The 22,564-nt window shown below is 70.1% G+C and carries 24 protein-coding genes and 2 pseudogenes; 18 read left to right on the forward strand and 8 right to left on the reverse strand.

The annotated features are described in order from the left end of the window. The first annotated feature begins 3 nt into the window (after positions 1-3). The 3 genes and pseudogenes from ABD817_RS30975 to ABD817_RS39665 form a co-directional block, all read left to right on the forward strand. Positions 4-1,164, forward strand: coding sequence for an FAD-dependent oxidoreductase (locus ABD817_RS30975; protein WP_344921787.1), 1,161 nt, complete (start codon positions 4-6; stop codon positions 1,162-1,164). A 289-nt stretch (positions 1,165-1,453) separates the two neighbouring features. Beyond that, positions 1,454-1,981 carry a pyridoxamine 5'-phosphate oxidase family protein gene (locus ABD817_RS30980; RefSeq protein WP_344921788.1) on the forward strand — a complete coding sequence of 176 codons (528 nt, stop codon included), beginning with the start codon at positions 1,454-1,456 and terminating at the stop codon, positions 1,979-1,981. Positions 1,982-2,046: 65 nt separating this feature from the next. Beyond that, positions 2,047-2,274: pseudogene (locus tag ABD817_RS39665) on the forward strand (hypothetical protein); the annotation flags it as partial. Positions 2,275-2,295: 21 nt separating this feature from the next. Here ABD817_RS39665 and ABD817_RS30985 read toward each other — a convergent pair. From ABD817_RS30985 to ABD817_RS31005, 5 genes are all read right to left on the reverse strand, one after another. Further along, positions 2,296-3,135 carry an alpha/beta fold hydrolase gene (locus tag ABD817_RS30985; protein WP_344921790.1) on the reverse strand — a complete coding sequence of 280 codons (840 nt, stop codon included), beginning with the start codon at positions 3,133-3,135 and terminating at the stop codon, positions 2,296-2,298. A 381-nt stretch (positions 3,136-3,516) separates the two neighbouring features. Then, positions 3,517-3,663: a hypothetical protein gene (locus ABD817_RS30990; protein ID WP_344921791.1), complete on the reverse strand. Its 147-nt coding sequence runs from the start codon at positions 3,661-3,663 to the stop codon at positions 3,517-3,519. A 207-nt stretch (positions 3,664-3,870) separates the two neighbouring features. Beyond that, positions 3,871-4,557 (reverse strand): SDR family NAD(P)-dependent oxidoreductase, encoded by a 687-nt coding sequence (locus ABD817_RS30995; protein WP_344921792.1) that lies wholly within the window; start codon positions 4,555-4,557, stop codon positions 3,871-3,873. 209 nt (positions 4,558-4,766) lie between these two features. Beyond that, the gene (locus ABD817_RS31000; RefSeq protein WP_344921793.1) at positions 4,767-5,159 is read right to left on the reverse strand and encodes an ester cyclase; all 393 of its coding nucleotides are present in this window, start codon (positions 5,157-5,159) and stop codon (positions 4,767-4,769) included. Positions 5,160-5,802: 643 nt separating this feature from the next. Beyond that, on the reverse strand, positions 5,803-6,672 hold the full coding sequence (locus ABD817_RS31005; protein WP_344921794.1) for a TIGR03619 family F420-dependent LLM class oxidoreductase: 870 nt from the start codon (positions 6,670-6,672) through the stop codon (positions 5,803-5,805). Between the two features lie 408 nt (positions 6,673-7,080). On the opposite strand from ABD817_RS31005, the gene ABD817_RS31010 reads away from it, so the two are divergent. Further along, on the forward strand, positions 7,081-8,436 hold the full coding sequence (locus tag ABD817_RS31010; RefSeq protein ID WP_344921795.1) for a serine hydrolase domain-containing protein: 1,356 nt from the start codon (positions 7,081-7,083) through the stop codon (positions 8,434-8,436). Here ABD817_RS31010 and ABD817_RS31015 read toward each other — a convergent pair. Continuing rightward, positions 8,379-9,308 (reverse strand): LysR family transcriptional regulator, encoded by a 930-nt coding sequence (locus ABD817_RS31015; RefSeq protein ID WP_344921796.1) that lies wholly within the window; start codon positions 9,306-9,308, stop codon positions 8,379-8,381. The genes ABD817_RS31010 and ABD817_RS31015 overlap by 58 nt on opposite strands. A gap of 77 nt (positions 9,309-9,385) precedes the next feature. Here ABD817_RS31015 and ABD817_RS31020 point away from each other — a divergent pair, with 77 nt between their 5' ends. The 4 genes from ABD817_RS31020 (at position 9,386) to rox (ending at position 13,919) form a co-directional block, all read left to right on the forward strand. Then, complete coding sequence (locus tag ABD817_RS31020; protein ID WP_344921797.1) at positions 9,386-10,090, forward strand: CTP synthase C-terminal region-related (seleno)protein; 705 nt, start codon at positions 9,386-9,388, stop codon at positions 10,088-10,090. A gap of 313 nt (positions 10,091-10,403) precedes the next feature. Next, positions 10,404-11,294 carry a cytochrome P450 family protein gene (locus ABD817_RS31025; protein WP_344921798.1) on the forward strand — a complete coding sequence of 297 codons (891 nt, stop codon included), beginning with the start codon at positions 10,404-10,406 and terminating at the stop codon, positions 11,292-11,294. Further along, positions 11,291-12,106, forward strand: a complete 816-nt coding sequence (locus ABD817_RS31030) for an isocitrate lyase/PEP mutase family protein (RefSeq protein WP_344921799.1) — start codon at positions 11,291-11,293, stop codon at positions 12,104-12,106. Before ABD817_RS31025 ends, ABD817_RS31030 begins: the two co-directional genes overlap by 4 nt. A 385-nt stretch (positions 12,107-12,491) precedes the next feature. After that, positions 12,492-13,919, forward strand: coding sequence for a rifampin monooxygenase (rox, locus tag ABD817_RS31035; protein WP_344921800.1), 1,428 nt, complete (start codon positions 12,492-12,494; stop codon positions 13,917-13,919). Between the two features lie 122 nt (positions 13,920-14,041). On the opposite strand, the gene chrA is transcribed toward rox, so the two are convergent. Then, positions 14,042-15,166 (reverse strand): chromate efflux transporter, encoded by a 1,125-nt coding sequence (gene chrA / locus ABD817_RS31040; RefSeq protein ID WP_344921801.1) that lies wholly within the window; start codon positions 15,164-15,166, stop codon positions 14,042-14,044. Positions 15,167-15,631: 465 nt separating this feature from the next. Between chrA and ABD817_RS31045 the strand changes: the two genes are divergently transcribed. The 4 genes and pseudogenes from ABD817_RS31045 to ABD817_RS31060 all read left to right on the forward strand — a co-directional run. Then, positions 15,632-15,958: a PadR family transcriptional regulator gene (locus tag ABD817_RS31045; protein ID WP_344921802.1), complete on the forward strand. Its 327-nt coding sequence runs from the start codon at positions 15,632-15,634 to the stop codon at positions 15,956-15,958. Next, positions 15,955-16,311, forward strand: coding sequence for a DUF1048 domain-containing protein (locus ABD817_RS31050; protein WP_344921803.1), 357 nt, complete (start codon positions 15,955-15,957; stop codon positions 16,309-16,311). Before ABD817_RS31045 ends, ABD817_RS31050 begins: the two co-directional genes overlap by 4 nt. Position 16,312: 1 nt before the next feature. Next, complete coding sequence (locus tag ABD817_RS31055) at positions 16,313-16,639, forward strand: DUF1048 domain-containing protein (protein ID WP_344921804.1); 327 nt, start codon at positions 16,313-16,315, stop codon at positions 16,637-16,639. A gap of 42 nt (positions 16,640-16,681) precedes the next feature. Continuing rightward, positions 16,682-16,816: pseudogene (locus tag ABD817_RS31060) on the forward strand (VOC family protein); the annotation flags it as partial. Between the two features lie 163 nt (positions 16,817-16,979). Here the strand turns inward: ABD817_RS31060 and ABD817_RS31065 are convergent. Then, positions 16,980-17,915, reverse strand: a complete 936-nt coding sequence (locus ABD817_RS31065; RefSeq protein WP_344921805.1) for a LysR family transcriptional regulator — start codon at positions 17,913-17,915, stop codon at positions 16,980-16,982. A gap of 132 nt (positions 17,916-18,047) precedes the next feature. Here ABD817_RS31065 and ABD817_RS31070 point away from each other — a divergent pair, with 132 nt between their 5' ends. The 6 genes from ABD817_RS31070 to ABD817_RS31095 all read left to right on the forward strand — a co-directional run bounded on the left by ABD817_RS31070 (position 18,048) and on the right by ABD817_RS31095 (position 22,541). Next, positions 18,048-19,286 (forward strand): MFS transporter, encoded by a 1,239-nt coding sequence (locus tag ABD817_RS31070; RefSeq protein WP_344921806.1) that lies wholly within the window; start codon positions 18,048-18,050, stop codon positions 19,284-19,286. After that, positions 19,283-19,993 carry a cysteine hydrolase family protein gene (locus tag ABD817_RS31075; protein ID WP_344921807.1) on the forward strand — a complete coding sequence of 237 codons (711 nt, stop codon included), beginning with the start codon at positions 19,283-19,285 and terminating at the stop codon, positions 19,991-19,993. The genes ABD817_RS31070 and ABD817_RS31075 overlap by 4 nt, the downstream gene beginning before the upstream one ends. A 267-nt stretch (positions 19,994-20,260) precedes the next feature. Further along, positions 20,261-20,596, forward strand: coding sequence for a PadR family transcriptional regulator (locus tag ABD817_RS31080; protein ID WP_344921808.1), 336 nt, complete (start codon positions 20,261-20,263; stop codon positions 20,594-20,596). Next, positions 20,593-21,006: a DUF1048 domain-containing protein gene (locus ABD817_RS31085; protein WP_344921809.1), complete on the forward strand. Its 414-nt coding sequence runs from the start codon at positions 20,593-20,595 to the stop codon at positions 21,004-21,006. The genes ABD817_RS31080 and ABD817_RS31085 overlap by 4 nt, the downstream gene beginning before the upstream one ends. Then, a complete protein-coding gene (locus ABD817_RS31090) occupies positions 21,003-21,770 on the forward strand; it encodes an ABC transporter ATP-binding protein (RefSeq protein WP_344921810.1) in 768 nt (255 codons plus the stop codon). Before ABD817_RS31085 ends, ABD817_RS31090 begins: the two co-directional genes overlap by 4 nt. 9 nt (positions 21,771-21,779) lie before the next feature. After that, entirely contained in the window at positions 21,780-22,541 is a 762-nt protein-coding gene (locus ABD817_RS31095; protein ID WP_344921811.1) for an ABC transporter permease, read from the forward strand. Positions 22,542-22,564 lie beyond the last annotated feature (23 nt).

Genomic DNA, 22,564 nt, shown 5'->3' on the forward strand with positions numbered 1-22,564 from the left:
GACATGAGACATCGTATCGCCGTGATCGGGGGCGGCCTCGCCGGCCTCACCTTCGCCCGCGTCCTGCACCGCCACGGTCACCCCGTCACCGTCCTCGAACGCGACCCCTCCCCCGACGCCCGGCCCCCGGGCGGCACGCTGGACCTGCACGAGAAGCTGGGCCAGCTCGCGCTGGACAAGGCGGGGCTGCTGGCGCGGTTCCAGGCGCTCTCCCGTCCCGAAGGGCAGGCCATGCGCATCCTGGCCACGGACGGGACCGTCCTGCGCGACTGGCAATCCCGTCCGGACGAGTCGGCCAATCCCGAGATCGACCGCGGGCAACTCCGCGACCTGCTGCTCGGGCCCCTGGACGTCCAGTGGGGGCGGGGCGCGACGGAGGTGGTGCCGGGGACCCGGGACGGCGTGCTGGTGCGATTCGCGGACGGGCGACAGGAGACGTTCGACCTCGTGATCGGTGCGGACGGCGCCTGGTCCCGGGTCCGCCCGGCGCTCTCGCCCGCGACGCCGCACTACACCGGCGTCACCTTGATCGAGACCTCCCTGGATGACGTCGACACCCGCCACCCCGGCCTCGCCCGGCTGATCGGCGACGGTTCCATGGCCGTGTACGGAGTGAACCGCGCCCTCGTCGCCCAGCGCAACAGCGGCGGCCACGTCAAGGTGTACGCCCAGTTCCGCGCGCCGCTGGACTGGCACACGGACCTGGACCGGCACATGGGCCTGAACCGGCGCGCGGGCCTGGACCTGGCCGACGCCGAGGCCGTGCGATCAAGCCTGCTGGCCCTGTTCGACGGCTGGGCCGCTCCCGTCCTCGACCTCCTCCGCCACGGCACCGCTTTCGTGCACCGCCCCCTCTACGCCCTGCCCGTCTCCCACACCTGGGCCCACGTCCCCGGGGTGACGCTACTGGGCGACGCCGCCCACCTGATGCCCCCGTTGGGGGTGGGCGCGAACCTTGCGATGCTGGAAGGCGCCGAACTCGCCGAGTCCGTCGCTGCCGCCCCCGGCCCCGGCGATCTGGACGAGGTCGTCCACGCCTTCGAGGAACAGATGTGGGCACGGGCCGGCGGGTGGGCGAAGATCACGACGGCCGGTCTGGAACGCCTCGTGAGCCCGGACCCCGCCGAAGCCCTCGCCCTCTTCGATGAAGTTCAGCCATCCTGACCGCCGGAGGCGAGAGCCCGGCGGCACCCCGGACCGGCGTCGGTCCGATGAAGCCGGGAGGGGTGGGGTGGCGCCGGGAACCGTACGAGAGCTCCCCGAGCACCGAGCCTCCGGCGGCGAAGAAGATCTCGTACGCCTCCGAGACCGGCGTCCTGGCGGGGTTTGTTGAACGGATGAAAAAAACATGACACAAGGCGTCGGGTTTTGGGGCGATCGTGGGTTCATCGGTCGGCGCCGATGTGGGTGCGGACCGGGGTCTCACGAATAAACAAGGATGGACAAGACCTCAATGCGCGAAACGCCCGAGGAGCTCAAGGAGCTTCAGGCTCTCCTCGAAACCTCCCTTTCCCGCTCCACCTCCCACCTCCGCTCGATCGTCACCGAGAACACCCTGACCGCCGAGCAGGTCACCCGGATCCTGACCGGCATGTGCACCCTCGCCCTGTCCACCGTGACGGCGAAGGGCGAGCCGCGGATCAGTGGTGTGGACGGGCACTTCCTGCACGGTACGTGGCTCTTCGGCACGGCGCGCGACGCCGCCAAGGCCCGCCATCTCGCCGCCCGCCCCGCCGTCAGCGCCGCGCACCTGCGCGGGGAGGATCTGGGCGTGTTCACGCACGGCACGGTGGAGATCCTCAACCCCCGGCACGGCGAGCCGTCCGCGGACTGGCCGTACCTGCGCACCTACCTCAAGGACTTCTACGGCGACGACTCCTTCGACTGGGACAACGACGTGGTCTACTACCGGCTGCGTCCGCACTGGATGACCGCCTACGCCCCCGGCGCCGACAAGCTCATCGCGGAGTCCCGGCCCTGATCCGCGTCACGGGCCACGTCGAGACCGGCCACGTGCCGGGAGATCCGACGAGCGGCCACCGCGTAGTGGCGTGGTCGGTTCGTTCGGCATGGGCGGGGTGCCTGTCCGCCCATGTTCCGCTGTGTTGCGAGCGGTCGGGGGAACACGCGTTCGTACCGGCGCTCGCCGAGAAGCGGGGGGTGGACCTCGGCCGGCCGTGGCGGTCGCTGCCCGAGAAGTCCCGTCACTGTGTGCTGTACGGCACGGGTGAGGAGAAGGTCGAAGCGACCGTCGACATGTCGAACAGGAAGGAGACGGTCTTGGTGACCTACACCTCAGGCCCGGAGGAACCCGGCGATCGGCTCGGCCTGGCCGAAGATGGCGTGACCGGTCTCGGGGAGCAGGATCACGGTCGAGCGCGGGACGTACTCACGGACGCGTCGGGCGGTCTGGTGGGAGTCGAACATGGCGTCATGGCCACCGACGATGACGAGTACGGGCATGGTGAGGCCGCGCAACGCCTCGTCGGGGAATACCGGCAGCTTCTCCCCGCGCGGGTTGAAGTGCGTGAACGTCAGGACGACGGCGTCGAGCGCCTGCCGGTCCCTCTTCTCGTCCAGTCCCGCGACGGCCATCGCCGACTCGCGCAGTCCATCGCGCCGGAAGGGGCGGGTCAGCAGGGCCTTGAAGATCCAGCCGATCTTCTGCCGTCCCACGCCACCGGGGCACATCAGGGCCAGGCGGGTCACTCGTCCTGGACGGCGGATGGCGTAGTCCAGGGCCGTCCAGCCACCGAGGGACGTGCCGACGAACGCGGCGTCGGTGATCCCGAGCCCTTCCAGTACGTCGTCCAGCCAGAGGGATACGGCGTCGGAGTCCAGGGCGGGGCGCGAGGGCGCGCTCAGGCCCGGCTCGCCGACGAGGTCGACGGCGTAGGTGCGGAAGTGCTGAGACCAGGTGGCGATATCTCCTCGCCACATCGACGCGTTCGCGCCCGAGCCGTGCAGCAGTACCAGGGGCGGCGCGTCCCGCGGGCCGGAGGCGAGGACGAAGGTCTCGCCCTCGCGAGTCGGCACCCGTACGTGCTCGGCGGGAACCGGCCAGGCGTCCAGCACCTGCCGGTAGTGGTCGCGGAGCTCGCGTTCACCGGCCTCGGACTTGTAGATCATGGTCATGACGACTGCACCCCCAGTCGCGCGTCGAGCGCGTCGAGATGTGGAACGAACCACACGTGGCCGGATCCGTTCGGCTCGCCGACGAGCGCACGGAGTGGAACCGGCCGCCAGATATGAGATGTCACCGACGGCCTTCTGCGTGAGCTCGCTCGCGAAACAGGAGCCCAGCGAGAAAAACCGCTTTTCAGGCAGGCCGTGGGCACCGTCACCACGTCCTGTTCCGGCACGGGCGTTGGGGCCACTTCCTTGGCCACCAGTGAAAACCTTGTCACCGTGTCAAGGTCAAGCGGGGTCACGCCGCGAGATCACCAGATATCTTCGGCGGCCTTCGGGCAGAGGACCGAATCGGAGGGGCCGCCGCGACCGCCGTCGGCGCGGGAATCACAGCACCCCGGCGTCCACTTCCACATCGTGGCCGGTGGAGATCGTCCGGTTCGGCGATATCCTGGCCGCCGAGCGCATCAAGATCATCACGGCAACGTGGTTCGTTCCGGCCGTGGAAAAGCGCTCAGACAGCTCGGCAAGCACCTGTTCGAACCGCGGGACGACACCACGTTTCGGATGTCGCGTGTTCCTTGGTGGCACGCCGACCGATGAGGCCCCTCGGTCGCGCGTCTTCTCACCGTCGTCGACGACTCACACGCCTGTGGCGTGAAGGTCGTGTCGCTCACCGAGGACTCCGAAATCGAGGGGCGGCGCGACCGCGCCACCCCTCGGCCGTCCCCCTTGCGCGGGCTACCAGTGCAGCTCCCCGTCTTCGTCCTGGAGGGTTCCTGTCGGGCCGTCCGCGTCAAGAGTCGCCAGACGCACGACAATTCTGGCGCTCTCCTCCGGTGACCTTCCGATTCCGAAGGCCGCGGTCATATCGGTGGCGGTGGTGCCGGGCTCGACCGCGTTGAACTTGATGCCCGGCTGGGACTTGGCGTACTGGACCGTAAGCATGGTGGCCGCTGACTTGGACGCCGAGTAAAGCGCGAGCGGCAGGTTGAACTCCGGCCGCTCGGGGTTGTTCACCGCCCAGAACGACCCGGCGCTGCTCGAAACGGTGACCACGGTGGGGTTGGAGGATTTGCGCAGCAGGGGAAGTGCCGCCTCCGTGACGCGCACGATTCCCACCGCGTTGGTGTTGAAGACGTGCAGAGCCGTGGGACCGTCGATGACTCCGTCACCGAGGATGCCCGCGTTGTGCACCAGGACGTCGAGCCCGCCCTCGGCCGAACCGATCGTCGCCAGCGCGTTGCTCACCGACGCGTCGTCGGTCACATCGAGCTGTACGAATCGTGCGCCAAGCGCCGCCGCGGCCTTCTCACCTCGCTCGACGTCACGCGCACCGATGTAGACGACGTGCCCCAGCTCCAGAAGCTGTTTGGCTGTCTCGAAACCGATGCCCTTGTTGGCCCCGGTGATCAGTGTGACGGTCATGTCTCTCCTCGCGAAATATGTGGCCCGAGTGGGCCGTTAAGCGCGCCGTGTGCGGCTACTCGCCTGGACCAGAGCCCCGGTGACGGCCACCACCGCGCTCGACTGCGCCTGGCGCCGCGCCTCGCACCGCCCTTCGGACATCTGCGGGCGTCCCCAACCCGGCGCGGCGTCAGGACTGTTCTTCGAGTCGCCGACGCTGGTCCCGCAGGTCAGCCGGTCAGCTGCCGGAGCAGTTCGCCGGCGTCGTGCAGGGCCGTCATGTGCACGAACCGCCCGTCGCGGACCTGGTAGATGGCGTATTCGACGATCTCGAACGAGGCGCCGGTGGGAGCCACACCGAGCCACTCCTTCACCGGAGTGCCGGTGTTGACCAGACGCGCGGCCAGACGGTCACCGTCGAAGAGCAGTTCCTTGAGCTCCCAGTGCAGGTCCGGAACCGCGTCCACGTCGGCCTTCTGAACCGCGATGAGGTCGTCCCGGGTGGCCGGCTCACCGTTCAACGTGGTCCGGTCGTTGATGAACCGGTCCATGCCGTCGAACTTGTGGGCGTTGAGATCCTCGATATAACGCAGGTAGAACGCGCGCAGATCACTGTCAGACATCAGATAACCCTTCTGTATGGCAGCCCCGAATGGAGGCTCCAATCGGACGTCGACAAGACACGACGCCCTTCACGACCTCGCCGTGCCGGCCATCGCCGAAGCGAATGTCTCTGGCTCTTACGTCCTGTTCCGATCGACGTGGAAACACTTCCGCTCCGCCGCACACACCACGCCCCGGTGAGAGGAAAGAGAGGCGAAACGAGCGACACGACGCCCACGAGCCGGTTCGTGGACATCCGCACGGTCAGGCGCCACGTTCGCCGAGTTCGGTCTTGCGCCGACCGGTGACGAACACGCCGGCCGTACGGCACCGGCCAGGCCGATCCCGGTGCCGCCCCCGGCGACGAGGGCGGCCTGGCCCTCAAGCAGTCCCACGGGAATCAGCCTCCGTCGAATTCCGCATCGATCGCTGCAGAACTGGACTGTAGCAGTTCTGTATCGATCGATGCAAAAGAGGTGGAGACCGGGCGGCGCCGCCCAACCGGCCGGCCACGGGGACCCCGCGCCCTGCCGATCTTCTGGGAGCAGGACCAGCGTGACGGGCATCTCCCCACCAGCGTGTCCGCGACCTTCGGCCCTTCGGCCGGTCCTCATCCCCCGCTGAACGCCGGGTGGACATCGGCCGCGAGCGGACCGGCACCCTCTAGCGAGGGAAGCGCTCAAGGAGGCCGAATCGCTGGGCGAACGCCGACAGTTCCTCGCGTTGCCGGTCCGGTTCGGTGGCGGCGGTGTTCACGACGATGCGGGTCACTCCTCGCGCGGCGAGTTCCTCGACCCGCTCGACGGGCATGTCGATCGACCCGAAGCGGGTGTACTCCAGCGCCTCCGGGTCGCGGCCGGCCTCGGCGGCGCTCGACCGGACGAGCTCCCACTGAACGGCCTGCTCGTCCGGGGCGAGCGCACCGCCGGGGAAGTAGCCGTCGCCGCGCCGCCCGGCCCGGCGCGCGGCCGCCCGGCTCGATCCCCCGATGTGGATCGGCAGCCGCGTGACCTCGTAGGGCTTGGGGAAACTGCACAGGTTGTCGAAGGAGAAGAACTCCCCGGCGAAGCTGACGCCGTCCTCGCCACCGGCCCAGAGCAGTCGGAGCACGTCGATCGCCTCGTCGGCGCGGCGGCCGCGGGTGGCGAAGTCGACCCCCACCGCCTGGGCCTCCCCCGGCAGGGTGCCGAGCCCCGCGGTCAGCAGCCGCATCCTGCCCTTGGAGAGCAGGTCGATGGTGGCCAGGCGCTTGGCAAGGATCACCGGATGGTGGTACGGCAGCAGTAACACACCGGTGCCGAGCAGGATCCGCTCCGTGGCCGCGGCGACGAAACTCAGGCAGTCGAGCGGATCGACGTACGGCAGTGACGGCGGCATCTCGTACGGCCCCACCATGGCGCCCGGATACAGCGCGATGTGCTCGGGCAGGTACAGCGACTCGAAGCCACACTCCTCCGCAAGCCGGGCAAAGGCCATGATCCGGTCAGGGGCAACCCCGTAATAGGGCGTGCTGTAGCTGATTCCGAACTTCATCGCCATTCCTTCGGTCCGCTCGTGCCATGGACCCACGGTGTGTGGGTGTTCGTGCCGGAGATCGGCTACCGGCCCATCCGGCACCGCGATGCTAGAACCTTGTCACTGGCGTCAAGGCAACACGCGCTCGATCCCACCGGCAGGGCCCAAAGCGGGACGTATCCACCATGCGGACTGGCTGGTGCGGTGTTCCCCCACGTTCACCGGGTTCGACGTGGTCGCGGAGCCGGATCGACCCCGCCGTGCTCGACATCTGACCCCCGTTCCGGATCAGGCGGTCCACCGCCCGATCCGGAACGGCGTCCCCTGCGTCTCCCGGCTCGTACGGCACTAACCTGGGGGCACTTTTCGCATTGAGTCTCGTGCTGGGTCTCGTGTTGGGTTTCGTATCGGATGAGGAGCCATTTGATGTCGCCGGTTCTGGAGAGTACGGCTCGCGCGCTGCTGCGCAGGATCGCGGTCGAGCAGGCCCAGGGGCGCCTGCCCTCGCTGACCGCCGCGGTGGTGCGCGACGGGGAGCTCGCCTGGTTCGGCGCGCGGGGCCGGGTGGAGGGGGCCACCCCCACCTCCGGCACCCAGTACCGCATCGGCTCGATCACCAAGAGCCTGGTCGCCGTCGTGGTGATGCGCCTGCGCGACGAGGGGAAGGTCGACCTGCTCGACCCGGTTGCCAAGCACATCCCCGACCTGCGGGTCGGGGAGATGACCGTCGCCCAGTTGCTGTCACACACCTCGGGGTTGAGCGCCGAGTCCCCGGGCCCGTGGTGGGAGCGGGCCGAGGGCATGCCGGCCGCCGAACTCGTCGCCGCGCTCGGGCCCGAGGCGGCCAAGCATCGGCCGGGACGCCGCTACCACTACTCCAACGTGGGCTTCGCCCTGCTGGGCGAGCTGGTGGCCCGGCACCGCGGCGTGAGCTGGGCACAGGCCGTGCACGAGGAGATCCTGCTGCCACTGGGCATGCGCGACACCACCCCCCGGCCGCGCGCGCCGCACGCCACGGGCTACGCCGTGCACCCGTGGGCGGACGTGTTGCTGCCCGAACCCGAGCACGACGCGGTCGCCATGGCCCCGGCCGGGCAGCTGTGGTCCACCCCCGCCGACCTCGCCCGGTGGGCGGCGTTCGTGGCCGGAGACACCGGGGGCGTGCTCGCTCCGGACACCGTGGCGGAGATGCGCGAACCGGCGATCGTCGACGACGGCGACGCCTGGACCGGCGGGTACGGCCTGGGCCTGCAGCTGGCCCGCACGGGCGGTCGCCGCCTGGCCGGTCACACCGGCTCCATGCCGGGCTTCCTGGCCACGGTGTGGGTCGACCCCTCCGACAAGGTCGGCGTGCTGTTCACCGCCAACTCCACCTCGGGCGTCAGCCGCAACCTGCCGACCGACCTGCTGGCGATCCTCGACCAGCACGAGCCGCGCCTGCCCGAGGAGTGGACGCCCGTCGCCGACACCGCGGGCCTGCTGGAGCTCACCGGCCCGTGGTACTGGGGGCCCAGCGTGTACGCGCTGCGGCTGCTGCCCGACGGCGGCGTCTCCCTCAACCCGGTCGGCGGCGCGGGACGGGCCTCGCGGTTCACCGCCCAGGCCGACGGGACCTGGCTGGGGCTGGACGGCTACTACGCGGGCGAGACCCTGCGGGTGGTCCGCAGGCCGGACGGCTCCCTCAGCCACCTGGACCTCAACACCTTCGTCTTCACCCGCACCCCCTACGACCCGGAGGCGGACGTGCCCGGCGGGGTGGACGAGGGCGGCTGGCGCAGCTGAGCGGCGAGCGTGGCGGCCGGGCCCGCCGCCTCGGCGTACAGGACCTCCACCCGGTGCACCACACGCGGTGAGCTCAGCGGCACCCCCGCCGCCATCGTGCCCGCCATCGTGCCCACCGCCTCCGCCGCCACGGACGCGGGCAGCAGGACCAGCCCGTGCCCGGCGGCGACCAGGTTCAGCACCGTGCGTACGTCCTCGCCGTCGTAGCCGAACGCGGTGCGAAACCCGCCTCCGCCGGCCAGCTCGCGCAGCCGCTCCACCGGTACGGCGACCGGCGCCCGCAACCACAGGGCGTCGGTCAGATCAGTGAGGTCCAGGCTGCGCCGGTACGAGAGCGGGTGGCCGGAGTGCAGGACCACCACCAGCTCCTCCTCGGCGATCCCGAAGCCCGACAGCGGTCCCACGTCGGGGAGCCGCAGCGGGTCGCTGGGGGCGGCGATCCCGTCGACCAGGCCGAGGTGGGCCGCGCCCGAGGCGACCTCCCCGGCGACGCGCTCGCGGGCGACGGTGCGCAGCCCGACCCGTGTCCCGCCGAGGGCGCCCGGCGACAGGCTCCGTACGATCGCCGGGGCGCAGGCCAGTGCGGAGGCGGCCACCGCCAGCCGCCCGGCCGGTCCCGCGGCGGCGCGCAGCACGTCCGCGCGGGCGGCCCGGTGGCGCAGCAGCAGCGGCCCGGCGTGTTCCAGCAGGCGCTCCCCCGCCGGGGTGGGCGCCACCGGGCGGCGGTGCAGCAGTGCCAGCCCCAGATCGGTCTCCAGCGCGGCGATCTGCTGCGAGACCGCCGACTGGGTGTAGCCGAGCTCGGTGGCGGCGTCGGAGAAGGATCGCCGGTCGGCGACGGTGACGAACGTGCGCAGCAGGTGCGGGTCCACGGTGCATCAGTATCGCTTATCGATCCACCAGGAATCATCGTTGGCGCTTACCCGGTCGCCGGGGCCAGGATCGGGGCATGACCACCGCGAGAATCGCCCTGGTGGGCGACAAGTCACCGTCCGTCCGGTCCCACAACCGCATCCCCGTACTCCTGGAGGCGCTGCGCGAGCGCGACGGGCTGGTGCTGGACGCCTACTGGATCCCCACCACCGAGGCCACCGCCCTTGAGGGGTTCGACGGAATCTGGATGGTGCCCGGCAGCCCGTACCGCAGCGAGAACGGCGCGGTGGGCGCCGCCCGCACCGCCCGCGAGCACGGCATCCCGTTCCTGGGCACCTGCGGAGGCTTCCAGCACACCCTGCTGGAGTATGCGCGCAACGTCCTGGGCCTGTCCGTCGCGCACGCCGAGAACGACCCGGGCGCGGAGGACTTCCTGCTGCTGCCGTTGGCGTGCTCGCTGGCGGGCCACGAGGACGCCGTCCGGCTGACGCCGGGATCACTGGCCGAGAGGATCGTCGGCGCCGAGAGGACCGTGGAGAGATACTCCTGCGCCTTCGGGCTCAACGCCGACTACGTGCCCGTGCTGGAGGCGGGCGGGCTGCGCTTCACCGGCCACGACGAGGCCGGGCTGGTACGGGTCCTGGAACTGCCGGGCCATCCGTTCTTCCTGGCCACCCTCTTCCAGCCGGAGCTGGCCGGGGATGGCAGCCGCCCGCACCCGGTCATCGCCGCCTTCGCCTCGGCCTGCGTCACCCGCGCCACCTCGCCCGCGCGAGCGTGATCGCTTCTGGGAGGCCGAGAAGGGAAACCCACCGGCGCGGTTGGACACGGATGGTTGGACACGGATGGTTGGACACGGATGGTTGGACACGGATGGTTGGACACGGATGGTTGGACACGGATGGTTGGACACGGACGCTTCGGCGGGTGCCGAAGCGTCCGGCGTCTAGTCTTCTGGGGATCGCCGAGCCGCAGGACGCGTACCGTCACGGTCCCCCGCGGAGACCGGGACGCTCCCGCGCCCGCTCCTTCAGCCTTCGTCCTTCCCCTTTCGCCCTTCGCCCTGGGGGGAGGTCCCACCTCAAGGAGAACCGATGACGTTCGATCCGCTGGTCGTGAGCCGCCCCGCCGAGATACGGGCCGTGCTGGCCGACCCCCGCTTCACCGTCGATCCCGTACCGCGCCCGCCGTTCGCCCTGACCGTGGCGTGGCTGCGCGGAGCGGTCGGCCGCTTCGCCGAGGGGTCCGTACACGCCGAGCGCCGGGCCGCGGGCACGGCGGTGCTGGCCGGGCTGGATCCGGGCGCGCTGCGCGCCGAGGCGTCCCGGCTCGCCTCGCGGGACACCGGCCCTCCCCCCTGTCCCCCGGAACTCTGTTCCCCGGAACTGGTTCCGGTGCTGGTCCTCGCCGTCGCGCTGGGCGTACGGGCCGAAGACGGGCCGGGGGCCGTGGAGGCCGTCGCGGCGATCGCCCCGGCCTACCTGCCGGGGCCCGGAACAGGGCCCGGCGAGACGGATGTCGCCACGGCAGACGAAGGGCTCGTACGGCTCTCGCGCCTGCTGGGCGACCCGGCTCCGGAGCGGCTGGCCGTGGTGGCGGGGCTGCTCGCCCAGGCGTACGCTCCCACGGTCGCCCTGGTCCGCGGCGCCCTGGCCGCCTTCGCGGCGGAGTCGGCGGAGTTGGCGGAGTCGGCAGGGGCGGCGGGGTCGGCGGGGTCGTGCACGGCCGGAGCGCGGACGGTGGAGGAACTGCTGGACGAGACACTGCGCCACGACCCTCCGGTCCGGACGCTGCGCCGCAGGGCGCCCGATGGCGAAAGGACCGTGGTGCTCGACGTCGCGGCGGCCGGCCGGGATCCGGAGGCGCCCCGTGACGCGGGAGGCGAACCGGAGTATCTGACGTTCGGGGCGGGACCGCGCGCCTGTCCGGGCAGGCAGGTCGCGCTCGCGCTGGCGGCCGGGACGATCGAGGCGGTGACCCGGTGACGTTCGCGCGGTTCAGGGCGCTGCACCACGCGGACGAGCCGCTGCTGCTTCCCTGCGCGTGGGATCACGCCTCCGCGGTGGCCCTGGCGCAGGCGGGGTTCACCGCGATCGGGACGACGAGCCTGGGGGTGGCCGCCGCGCCGGGCAAGCCGGACGCCGGGCGGGCGACGCGGGAGGAGACACTGGCACTGGCACGGACGATCACGGGGCTGGGGATCCCGGTGACGGTGGACATCGAGGCGGGGTTCGCCGAGGAGCCCGAGCGGGTCGCCGACCTGGTGGCGGAGCTGGCGGGGCTGGGAGTCGCGGGGATCAACCTCGAAGACGGGCGCGGTACCCGCCTGGCCGACGTCCCGGCGCAGACGGAACTGGTCGCGGTGGTCAAGCGACGGGTTCCTGAGGTGTTCCTCAACGCGCGTACCGACGCGTTCTGGCTGGGCCTGCCCGATGCCCGTGCTCTGGCGCTGGAAAGGGCCCGCGCGTACGGCGGGGCGGGGGCCGATGGGATCTTCGTGCCGGGCGCGAGCGCCGAGCGGGACATCGAGGCGCTGGTGGCCGGGGCCGGGGTGCCGCTGAACGTGCTCGTCCAGCCCGGCGTGCCGGTGCGAAAGCTGGCCGCGCTGGGGGTGGCCCGCCTCAGTTACGGGTCGCTGCTGTTCCGGGCGGCGTTGCGCGCGGCCGTCACCACGGCGCTGGCGGTGGCCCGGGACGAACCGGTCACCGGTGACGTGCCCTCCTACGAGGAGGTCGAGGCGCTGCACCGATACGGCAGGCGCGCCGGGGAGGGCACACCCGGAACGAGTCGCCACTGACGTCCGTCCACGGCGGTCGGCCAGGCTTCCGGGGGGATCGAGCGCGGTGGTGCCGTGCCGGGGGCGCGTCAGCGGATGACGAAACCAGGCGACAAAAGGCGAAGGCAAGGAGGTTATCCACTCCCTGCCACTTTCAAGGTATAGCGCACCGGGGGGCTTGCGGCAAGACCCGGGGCGTGCTGCAGAATCGTCGGCCGAGGCCAGAACCTGCGGAAATAAGAGGTTCGCGAAGCACGTGGTCCTTTGTCGATCGGCGTATGGATCACGCGGCACGTCGAACCGCCGTCGGGGCTCACGGCGCGAAGGCGCGGAGAGGCGGGTGTGCCCGCCGCCTGGCCGCACGGAGCCGCTGGCCGAAAGGCAATCTTGTCGAATGGGGGGTTTCATGATCGACGTGATCATCGCCGGTGGCGGACCGACCGGCCTGATGCTGGCCGCCGAGTTGCGGCTGCACGGCGTGCACGCGCTCATCCTGGAGAAGGAGACGGAGCCGGCCGAGCATATCCGCGCGCTCGGTCTGCACATACGCAGCATCGAGGTGATGGACCAGCGCGGCCTGCTGGAGCGGTTCCTCGCGCTCGGCAAGCAGTTCGCGGTCGGTGGTTTCTTCGCCGGCATCACCAAGTCGTGGCCCGACCGGCTGGACACCGCGCACCCGTACATCCTCGGCATCCCGCAGACCATCACCGAGCGCCTGCTGACCGAGCACGCCACCGAGCTCGGCGCCGAGATCCGGCGCGGCCGCGAGCTGGTCGGGCTGAGCCAGGACGAGCACGGGGTGACCGTCGAGCTTGCCGACGGCACACGGCTGCGCTCGCGCTACCTCGTCGGCTGTGACGGCGGCCGCAGCACGGTGCGCAAGCTGCTCGGCGTCGGCTTCCCCGGCGAGCCCACCAGGGTCGAGACGCTGCTGGGAGAGATGGAGCTGACCGAGGATCCGGCGACGATCGCCGCCGTCGTCGCGGACATCCGCAAGACCCAGCTGCGGTTCGGCGCCGGTCTCCTCAGGGACGAGGTGTACCGCATCGTCGTACCCGCCGAAGGGGTGGCCGAGGACCGCACGATCCCGCCGACCCTTGAGGAGTTCAGGCGGCAGCTGCGGGCGACCGCGGGTACCGACTTCGGCGCGCACTCGCCGCGCTGGCTGTCCCGGTTCGGTGACGCCACCCGGCTGGCCGAACGCTATCGGACCGGCCGGGTGCTGCTGGCCGGCGACGCGGCACACATCCACCCGCCGGTCGGCGGGCAGGGGCTCAACCTCGGCATCCAGGACGCGTTCAACCTCGGCTGGAAACTGGCCGCCGAGGTCGGCGGCTGGGCGCCGGAGGGGCTGCTGGACAGCTACCACGCCGAACGGCACCCGGTGGCCGCCGACGTGCTGGACAACACCCGCGCGCAGATAGAGCTGATGTCCCTCGAACCCGGCCCCCGGGCGGTGCGCCGGCTGGTGTCGGAACTGATGGACTTCGAGGAGGTGAACCGGCATCTGATCGAGAAGATCACCGCGATCGGGGTGCGCTACGACTTCGGCGAGGGGCACGAGCTGCTCGGCCGGCGGATGCGGGACGTGGAGCTGAAGCAGGGTCGCCTCTACGAGCTGATGCGCGGTGGCCGCGGACTGCTGCTCGACCGGACCGGCCGGCTCTCGGTGGCGGGCTGGGCGGATCGGGTCGACCACGTCGTCGACGGCGGCGAGGAACTGGACGCGCCCGCGATGCTGCTGCGGCCGGACGGCCACGTGGCGTGGGTCGGTGAGGACCAGCGGGAGCTGCTCGACCGGCTGCCCAGGTGGTTCGGCGCCGCCGTCGGCTGAGCGCGGTCGCGGCCCGTGCCGGCACGGGGTGGCGGTGATCTCGATCTTGAGACCGTACCAAGCCCCAGCGAAGTCACCCGCCTCCTGTTCCGGAGACGGTGACCTGGTGGCCCCGCGGTCTTTCAGGTGATCAGGGCGTGCGCCAGGCCGATGGCGGCACCGGCGGCGATGTACCACGCGTTGTTGAGCCTGGTCGTCCACAACAGCACCAGGGTGACCACCGCGATGGCCACGGTGAGGGGGTCGATGACGGCCGTCACGCCGAGTTGGTAGGACACCCCGGCCATGAGGGCCAGGGCGGCGGCGTTGAGACCGTCCAGCAGGGCGGAGGTCCAGTGGCCGGCGCGGAGCCTGTCGGTGAGCTTGGTGAGCAGGCCGACGAACAGGAAGGAGGGCAGGAAGACGGCCACGGTGGCCAGGAAGGCGCCGATGGGCCCGGCGACGAGGTAACCGATGAAGGTCGCGGTGGTGAAGACGGGGCCGGGGGTGACCTGGCCGATGGAGACGGCGTCGATGAGCTGCTGGTTGGTGATCCAGCCGAGGCGCTCCACGAAGTCGCCGCGCAGGAAGGCCAGGAGCACGTACCCGCTGCCGTACAGGACGGAGCCGATTTTCAGCGTGGTCAGGAACAGCTGGGTGAGCTGGGCCCCGCTCGGGTCGGGGAAGAGCGGTGACCCACCGGTCACCTGACCGATCAGGGGTAGGGCGAGCAGGCCCTGGATCCGGCCGGGGCTCAGTCGGCGGGCCAGTTTGGGGGCGGCGGCCAGCAGCGCACCGGCGGCCAGGACCAGCAGTTCGTTGACCCCGAGAAGGTATGCGGTGATGGCGGCGACGGCCAGTGCGGCGAGCCAGATGTTCTTGATCGCGGTACGGAGCAGGCCGAACAGCGCGTGCACGATGATCGCGATCACGGCGGGGACGACGCCGTACAGGATGCCCTCGACCTCTGGCGTGCCGCCGTAGGTGACATAGGCCCAGGCCAGGCCGGTCACCATGAGCGCGGCCGGGAGGATGAAGCACACTCCGGCGACGATCAGGCCGCGCCATCGGGCCCGGTCGTACCCCAGGTGGATGGCCAGTTCGGTGGAGTTGGGGCCGGGGATGAGGTTGGTGGCGCCCATCAGGTCGACGAAGCGCTGGTCGCCGACCCAGCCGCGGCGGCGCACCAGTTCGTCACGCATCATCGCGGTGTGCGCGGCCGGACCTCCGAAGGCGATGAGGCCCAGCTTGAGGAAGACCAGCGTCACCTCACGCAGACGGCGGCGGTCCGCCGCCGTCCTCGGGCCGCGCTCTGCCGGGCCGTCAGGCCGCGGGTCACGCTCTGCTGGGCCGTCAGGCCGCCCAAGCTGTTCCTGGCTCACGGTGGTCCCTCCGGGACGGCCCCTTTCGAGGGCCGATATCGACAGACGATAGCAGTGGGGATTCACCGCGAACGGGCCGGGTTGACTCCACCGTCCAGCTCAATACGGCCCTGCTAGGCCCGTTCGTTCACCACGCTCACCAGATGACGTGCGGCCGGGCCGATCCGGATCCCGGCTTCCTTCGGCCATGCCGTCAGCGTGAAGGTCTCCCCGTTCAAGCTCCCGGCTGTCTGGCGGCCCTTGTTGCCCAGCGCGCTTCAGCATTCGAATCGTTTCCCGGTTCACTACTTCGTGATACCGTGTAGTGGTACTCGGTAGTACGAAGTACCAAGAGACCGAAGAGAGCCCACGTTGGACGACCTGACGGAGATGCTGAAGGGCACGCTTGAGGGCTGCGTGCTCGAAATCATCGGCGGCGAGGAGACCTATGGGTACGCCATCACGCGTCGGCTGCACGAACTCGGCTTCGCCGACGTCGTCGAGGGGACGGTTTACACCATCCTGCTGCGACTGGAGAAGAACGGGCTCGTCCAGGTGACGAAACGACCGTCCGGGCTGGGCCCGCCGCGCAAGTTCTATGCGCTCAACGACGCGGGACGCGACGAACTCGCGATGTTCTGGGCGAAATGGGAGTACATCACATCGCGGATCGACAAGCTCAAGGAGGGCGGGAGATGAACTTCTGGGAGACCGTGACAGGCAGCGATCTCACCAGGGAATGGAAGGCGTTCGAAGCTCGGGCCGCTGCATTGCCGGCCGACCATCGGGCGGCGTGGGAAGAGATCAAGGTTCATCTTTCTCCGTACTCGGACTTCACAGGTCGAAACCTGATGCCGATTCTCGACGGTGCCCTGGGACTGCTCGAAGAGACGGCGTCCGAGGGGCAGAGCATCCACGAGGTGCTGGGTGACGACATCGGGGGCTTCTGCGCGGCGCTGGCCGGTGGAGAAGGGGCCCGGAGCTACCGCGACCGGTGGCGCGAGCAGTTGAACAGGAACGTCGCGAGGAAACTGGGCCGGTTGGGAGGCTGACGTGGGCATCCACGACATCGTTGAGGGCAAGAAGCAGTGGCGGGCGCACGTGGCGCGGGTCAAGGCACTCCCGCCGGACTATCGGATCGTCTACAAGGAGATTCAGAGGTACCTCTTCAAGGTTGGACCGATCGACCTGCTCGACGGGTCCTTGCTCTCAGGGATCATCGACTTCTTCGAAGAGGGCGTCGCTGCCGGTAAGGGAGTCCTGGAACTCATCGGCGATGACGTCGCCGCCTTCTGCGACGACCTGATCAAGGACTCGCGCACCTACGCGGACATCTATCAGGGGTCGATCAGCGGGAAACCGGGCACGGCCGAGAAGTAACCCCCGTCGGCCGGTGCCGCGAAAAGCGGACCACGCGGACCGTTGGGTGAGGAGCGCCTGGCGGCCCTTGAGGCCGAATGCGCGCGGCTGATCCCGCTCGGCGCGGTACGCGTGCGACTCCTGCCTGCCGATGAGGTGAACGAGTCGTGCCTGGTCATGCAAGACGTTGAGGGCAACGAGTTCTGCCTCGACCGAGTGGCGGGCAGGAGCTCGGCTGCGTCACTCCCCTTCGCCGACCTCGAACCTCTCCGCCACACTCACATCGCGAGACCTACCTGGTGGCCGGGGACACGTTCGGGAGCGGAGAGCCGGCCACGACGGTCGCGGACGCGGCGGCGGTTCAGCGCGGAATCACCCAGCCCGGCGCCCAGATCCCGGCGGCGTCGTGGCCGGCCGCTGTGGCGGCGAGGTGAGCGCGGAGGGTGGCCAGCGCCGGGTGGGGGTTGTCGCGGCGCCACAGGAGCGAGTGCGGGTAGACGGGTGTCGGATCGGTCACCGGGATGCGGCGTAAGCCGTGGTCGGCGGGCCAGACCAGGCGGGTCCGCTCGCCCATGAAGGTGGCCAGGGCCGGGGTGTCGGCGATGGTGTCGAGGAGCGCGTCGGAGCCGAAGTTGGGGCCGGTCGCCTCAAGGGTGAGGCCGAACTCGGCGACGAGGTCGTCGTAGTAGGCGGCCCACTCGGTACCGGGGACGATGCCGGGCATCCAGATCCGGTGCCCGGCGAGCTGGGCGACGGTCACCGACCGGGCACCGGCCAGCGCGTGGGCCGGCCCGGTGAGGAGCTGGAGCGCCTCGTCGAGCACCCGGACGGACTCGATGTCCTCGGGAAGGGGCCGACCGGGCACGGCGACGGCACGGAAGGACGCGTCGATCGCACCGGACCGAATGGCGTCGAGGGCCGTCTCGATGTCGAACAACATCACCACGTCGAGCTCGATCTCGGGGTGCGCGCGATGGAAACCGCGCATCAGACCCGACGCCGCGAGGCGTGAGGCGATCACGTCGACGCGCAGCGGACGGCTGCCGGGAAGCACGGACGCGACAGCACGCTCGGCCGCGCGCAGCAGCTCGCGCGCGTGGGGCAGGAACGCCTGCCCGTCGATGGTGAGGCGGGCCCCGCGCGCGGTGCGGATGAACAGCCGCACGCCGAGGTCCTTCTCCAGCCCGGCGACGCGCTTGGAGACGGCCTGCTGGGTGATCGACAGATCCGCGGCGGCGTCCTGGAACCGGCCGGTGCCGACGACGGCGACGAACGTGCGCACAGCATCGAGATCCACACCGACCGACCTTAGAACACAACCAGGAGTTGTGCGTACTCGGTCATCCGGTTGTTTGACCCGCCCATCGGCGGCGCGCTTTGATCTCTCGAATCAACGGATGGTTGTTTCCTGGAGATAGCGGAGTACACGTTGGGAAGGTCGCTGGGGCGACGGTTCAGGTGGTTCTGGGCCGCGTACGCGGTCAGCGCGTTCGGCACATGGCTCGCGTTCGACGCGTTCGCCCTGATCGCTATTCTCGCCCTGGACGCGGGGCCCGCCGAGGTGTCGACGCTGGCCGCCGCGGGACTCGCGATCGGGGCGGTGGTCGCGGTGCCGCTCGGGCCGTGGGTGGAGTTCCGGCGCAAACGGCCGGTGATGATCGGGATGGACCTGGTCCGGTTCGCGGCGCTGATGAGCGTCCCCGCCGCCTACGTGCTCGGCCGGCTGAGCTTCGCTCAACTCCTGGTTGTGGCGGTCGTTGTCGGCGCGGCCGACATCGCCTTCACCGCCGCGAGCGGAGCATGTCTGAAGGCGCTCGTCCGGCCGGAGGACCTGCTCGTCGCGAACGGGCGGTTCGAGGCCACGACCTGGACCGCCACCGCGCTCGGGCCGCCGCTCGGTACCGCCGCGATCGGGCTGGTGGGCCCGGTGGCGAGCGTGGCGGCCAACGCGGCCAGCTTCCTCCTCTCGGCCGCGGGGATCCGCGCCATCGGCGGGCGGGAGCCGCATCCCGCGCGAAGCGCCACACCGTCCCGGCCCAGAGCCGCCGACCTGCTGGAGGGGTGGCGGTACATTCTCGCCGGCCCGGTGCTGCGCCCGCTGTTCTTCAACACCGTCCTGGTCAACGGCCTGATCATGGCGGCCTCGCCGTTGCTCGCCGTTCTCATGCTCGGCGACCTCGGGTTCACACCCTGGCAGTACGGCCTCGCCTTCGGCGTCCCCTGCGTCGGCGGCCTCATCGGCTCGCGACTGGCCCGCCCGCTCCTCGCACGGTACGGACAGCACAGGGTCATGCTCGTCGCCGGGACGCTGCGCGCGTGCTGGCCACTCGGGCTGACCTTCGTCGGCCCCGGCCCCACCGGGCTCTTCCTCGTCATCGCCGTCGAACTCGGGCTGATCACCTGCGTGGGCGTGTTCAACCCGGTATTCGCCACCTACCGGCTCCAGCAGCTCCCGCCGGACCGGATCGCCCGCACCCTGTCCGCCTGGTCGATCACCGGTAAAGCCACCGTCGCGGCCATGACCGGCGTGTGGGGCCTGCTGGCCGGCCTCACCGGCCCCCGCATCGCGATCGCGATCGCCGGTCTCCTGCTTCTGGCGACCCCGTTCCTCCTCCCCCGGCACAAGAACGCCGACCAGGCGCCATCGGAAAGGCGAACACCCGCATGAGCACCACTCCCCCACTCGACCCCGCGCACACCGTCCTGCTCGTCATGGACTTTCAGCCCGCGATCCTCGCGCTGCTCCCGGAGCGCGACAGGGAAGCCCTGCTGGGACGCATGGAAAAGGTCATCGCCGACGTTCGCGCCGGGGGCGGCGCCGTCGCCTATGTCCGGGTCGGCTTCACCGAGGCCGACTGGGCCGCGATCCCGCCCGCCAACAGGTCTTTCGCGCCGATCGCCCAGCACCGCCTCATGCACCACGCGGATCCTGACACCGCCATCCACGAACGTCTCGCTCCCCAGGACGGAGACATCGTCGTGCGTAAGATCCGTCACGGAGGCCTGTCCACCACCGACCTCGATCAGCGGCTGCGCGAACGCGGCATCACCACTCTGATCATCGCGGGCGTCAGCACCAGCGGCGTCGTCCTGTCCACCGTCCTCGACGCGGCCGACCGCGACTACCGGCTCCACGTCCTGGCCGACGGCGTCGCCGACCCGGACCCCGAAGCGCACGACGTCCTGCTCCACCAGGTCTTTCCCTCCCGGGCACACGTCCTCGAAACCGCCGAGGTGCACACCCTCCTGCGGGCTGACCGACACCGGCCGCGTCCGCCCGGCGTGGCGCGGCCCGCGACTCCCGAGGATGTCTCCAGCCCTCAAGGCGGCGGGGCCGCGCGCGGTGACGGGCGAGCGGATCGTTCTCGGCGGTGATCGGGCGGCGACATCGTCGCCAAGGCGGACGTACTGACCAAGGGCGGCCAGGTGGCGGTAGCGGCTCCTGACCCGAAGGCGGCGGTTTACCGAATCGAGCCTGCCTGACCAGGCGAAACACTCTCGACGCTGGAAATTTCATTGTCACCGGGCTCCCACAGGCCGCCCGCCCCGCACCCTAGCTATTCGGTGTTGCTAAGTACGAGTAGTCAGTGTTACTTTGTACCGGTAGTCAGCAACACCGAGTAGCTGAAAGGGAGGCGTCCCGTGGGCAAGCTCGTGACGGAGATGCTCAAGGGAACGCTTGAGGGCATCGTCCTGGCGATCCTGTCCAGCCGGCCCGCGTACGGCTACGAGATCACGGCGCGGCTGCGGAACCAGGGCTTCTCCGACATCGCCGAAGGCACCGTCTACGCGCTGCTGGTCAGGATCGAGCAGCGCGGCCTGGTCGACGTGGAGAAGGTCCCGTCGGAGAAGGGGCCGCCGCGCAAGGTGTACTCCCTCAACGACCAGGGACGGGAGTACCTCGAAGAGTTCTGGCGAACCTGGAGCTTCCTGGCCGGACGGCTCGAACAGCTCCGTAAGGGAGGCGAGTGGACATGACGACGGGATCGAACGAGTCGAAGAGCCGCTACCTGCGGTACCTGGAGATCGTCACCGGATCGCTGGAGGAGAAGAAGCGCTACCGGCGCTACAAGGCACGCGTCAAGCGGCTGCCCGACAACTACCGCATCGCGGTCGAAGCCCTGGAGCGCTACCTGATGCACTTCGGGCCGGCCGACGGCGCCGGCGCGATGGAGATGTACGAGGACCTCGCCGACCTGTTCGAGCAGAGCGCGGCCGACGCCACCCCGATCCGCGACCTCTTCGGCGACGACCCCATCGAGTTCGCCGAGACGTTCATGGCCAACTACCCCCTCGGCCAGTACCGGGCCCGCGAACGCCACCGCTTCGCCAGCGCCGTCGCCCGTGCCGCGGGCGACACCACCCCACCACAAGGCAGGACAGTGTGACGACGACCCGGCAGGCCCCGGCGATCCAGGTGCACGGCCTGGAGAAGTCGTACAAGGAGCTACGCGTGCTGCGCGGCGTGGACTTCGAGGTGGCGCGGGGCACCATCTTCGCCCTGCTCGGTTCCAACGGGGCGGGCAAGACCACGGCTGTGAAGATCCTGTCCACGCTGCTCAAGGCCGACGCGGGCACCGCCCGCGTCAACGGCTTCGACGTCGCCACGCGGGCTGCGGACGTGCGCGAGTCGATCAGCCTCACCGGGCAGTTCGCCGCCGTGGACGAGATCCTCAGCGGGCGGGAGAACCTCGTGCTGGTCGCCCGGCTGAGGCACCTCAAGAACCCGGGCAAGATCGCCGACGACCTGCTGGAGCGGTTCTCGCTGACCGGCGCGGGCGCGCGGAGGGCGGCGACGTATTCGGGAGGCATGCGCCGCCGCCTCGACATCGCGATGAGCCTGATCGGCGATCCGCCGGTCATCTTCCTCGACGAGCCGACGACCGGGCTCGACCCCCAGGCGCGCATCGAGGTGTGGCAGGCCGTCAGGGAGCTCGCCGACCGGGGCACAACGGTGCTGCTCACCACGCAGTACCTGGACGAGGCCGAACAACTCGCCGACCGGATCGCGATCCTCCACGAGGGCCGGATCATCGTCAACGGCACCCTGGCCGAGCTCAGGCGACTGCTCCCGCCCGCCAAGGTCGAATACGTCGAGAAGCAGCCGACGCTCGAGGACGTCTTCCTCACCCTCGTCGGCACGAAGGCATAGGGAACAACGATGAGCAAGCATTTCCTCGGCGACACCACCGTCCTGCTGGGACGATCCCTGCGCCACATCACACGCAGCCCGGACACCATCATCACGACCGCGATCATGCCGATCGCGATGATGCTGATGTTCGTCTACGTGTTCGGCGGCGCGATCAGAACAGGGTCGGGCTCATATGTGAACTACATGCTGCCCGGCATCCTGCTCATCACGGTCGCCTCGGGCATCGCCTACACCGCGTACCGGCTGTTCATGGACATGAAGGGCGGCATCTTCGAGCGCTTCCAGTCGATGCCGACCGCGCGGTCGTCGGTGCTGTGGGCGCACGTGCTGACCTCGCTGATCGCCAACCTGATCTCGCTCGGGGTCGTGATGCTCGTCGCCCTGCTCATGGGCTTCCGCTCGGGGGCGGGAGTGCTGGCATGGTTGTCGGTGGCGGGCATCCTGATCCTGTTCACCCTGGCGTTGACCTGGATCGCCGTCATCCCCGGCCTGTCCGCCAAGACCATGGAGGGCGCGAGCGCGTTCTCCTACCCGCTCATCTTCCTGCCCTTCCTCAGCTCGGCGTTCGTGCCCACCGACACCATGCCCGGCCCGGTGCGCGCCTTCGCCGAACACCAGCCGGTGACCTCCATCGTCAACGCCGTCCGCGCCCTGTTCGCCGAGCAGCCGGTCGGCACCGACATCTGGGTCGCCCTCGCCTGGTGCGCCGGCATCCTCGTCGTCGCGTACGTCTTCGCGATGAGGACCTACCGCCGCAAGATCTCCTAGATAGGCCGTGTGCCCGCACATCG

The organism is Streptosporangium oxazolinicum (assembly GCF_039537505.1).
GTDB lineage: Bacteria > Actinomycetota > Actinomycetes > Streptosporangiales > Streptosporangiaceae > Streptosporangium > Streptosporangium oxazolinicum.

Bases quoted from the DNA above. Each gene is read 5' to 3' on its own strand.
- ABD817_RS31005 (WP_344921794.1), bottom strand. From the start codon at position 6,672: ATGAAGTTCGGAATCAGCTACAGCACGCCCTATTACGGGGTTGCCCCT.
- ABD817_RS31075 (WP_344921807.1), top strand. From the start codon at position 19,283: ATGAGCACCACTCCCCCACTCGACCCCGCGCACACCGTCCTGCTCGTC.
- ABD817_RS30975 (WP_344921787.1), top strand. From the start codon at position 4: ATGAGACATCGTATCGCCGTGATCGGGGGCGGCCTCGCCGGCCTCACC.
- ABD817_RS31085 (WP_344921809.1), top strand. From the start codon at position 20,593: ATGACGACGGGATCGAACGAGTCGAAGAGCCGCTACCTGCGGTACCTG.
- ABD817_RS31000 (WP_344921793.1), bottom strand. From the start codon at position 5,159: ATGTCTGACAGTGATCTGCGCGCGTTCTACCTGCGTTATATCGAGGAT.
- ABD817_RS30985 (WP_344921790.1), bottom strand. From the start codon at position 3,135: ATGACCATGATCTACAAGTCCGAGGCCGGTGAACGCGAGCTCCGCGAC.
- ABD817_RS31095 (WP_344921811.1), top strand. From the start codon at position 21,780: ATGAGCAAGCATTTCCTCGGCGACACCACCGTCCTGCTGGGACGATCC.
- ABD817_RS31020 (WP_344921797.1), top strand. From the start codon at position 9,386: ATGACCACCGCGAGAATCGCCCTGGTGGGCGACAAGTCACCGTCCGTC.
- ABD817_RS31025 (WP_344921798.1), top strand. From the start codon at position 10,404: ATGACGTTCGATCCGCTGGTCGTGAGCCGCCCCGCCGAGATACGGGCC.
- ABD817_RS31050 (WP_344921803.1), top strand. From the start codon at position 15,955: ATGAACTTCTGGGAGACCGTGACAGGCAGCGATCTCACCAGGGAATGG.
- ABD817_RS30995 (WP_344921792.1), bottom strand. From the start codon at position 4,557: ATGACCGTCACACTGATCACCGGGGCCAACAAGGGCATCGGTTTCGAG.
- ABD817_RS31010 (WP_344921795.1), top strand. From the start codon at position 7,081: ATGTCGCCGGTTCTGGAGAGTACGGCTCGCGCGCTGCTGCGCAGGATC.
- rox (WP_344921800.1), top strand. From the start codon at position 12,492: ATGATCGACGTGATCATCGCCGGTGGCGGACCGACCGGCCTGATGCTG.
- ABD817_RS30980 (WP_344921788.1), top strand. From the start codon at position 1,454: ATGCGCGAAACGCCCGAGGAGCTCAAGGAGCTTCAGGCTCTCCTCGAA.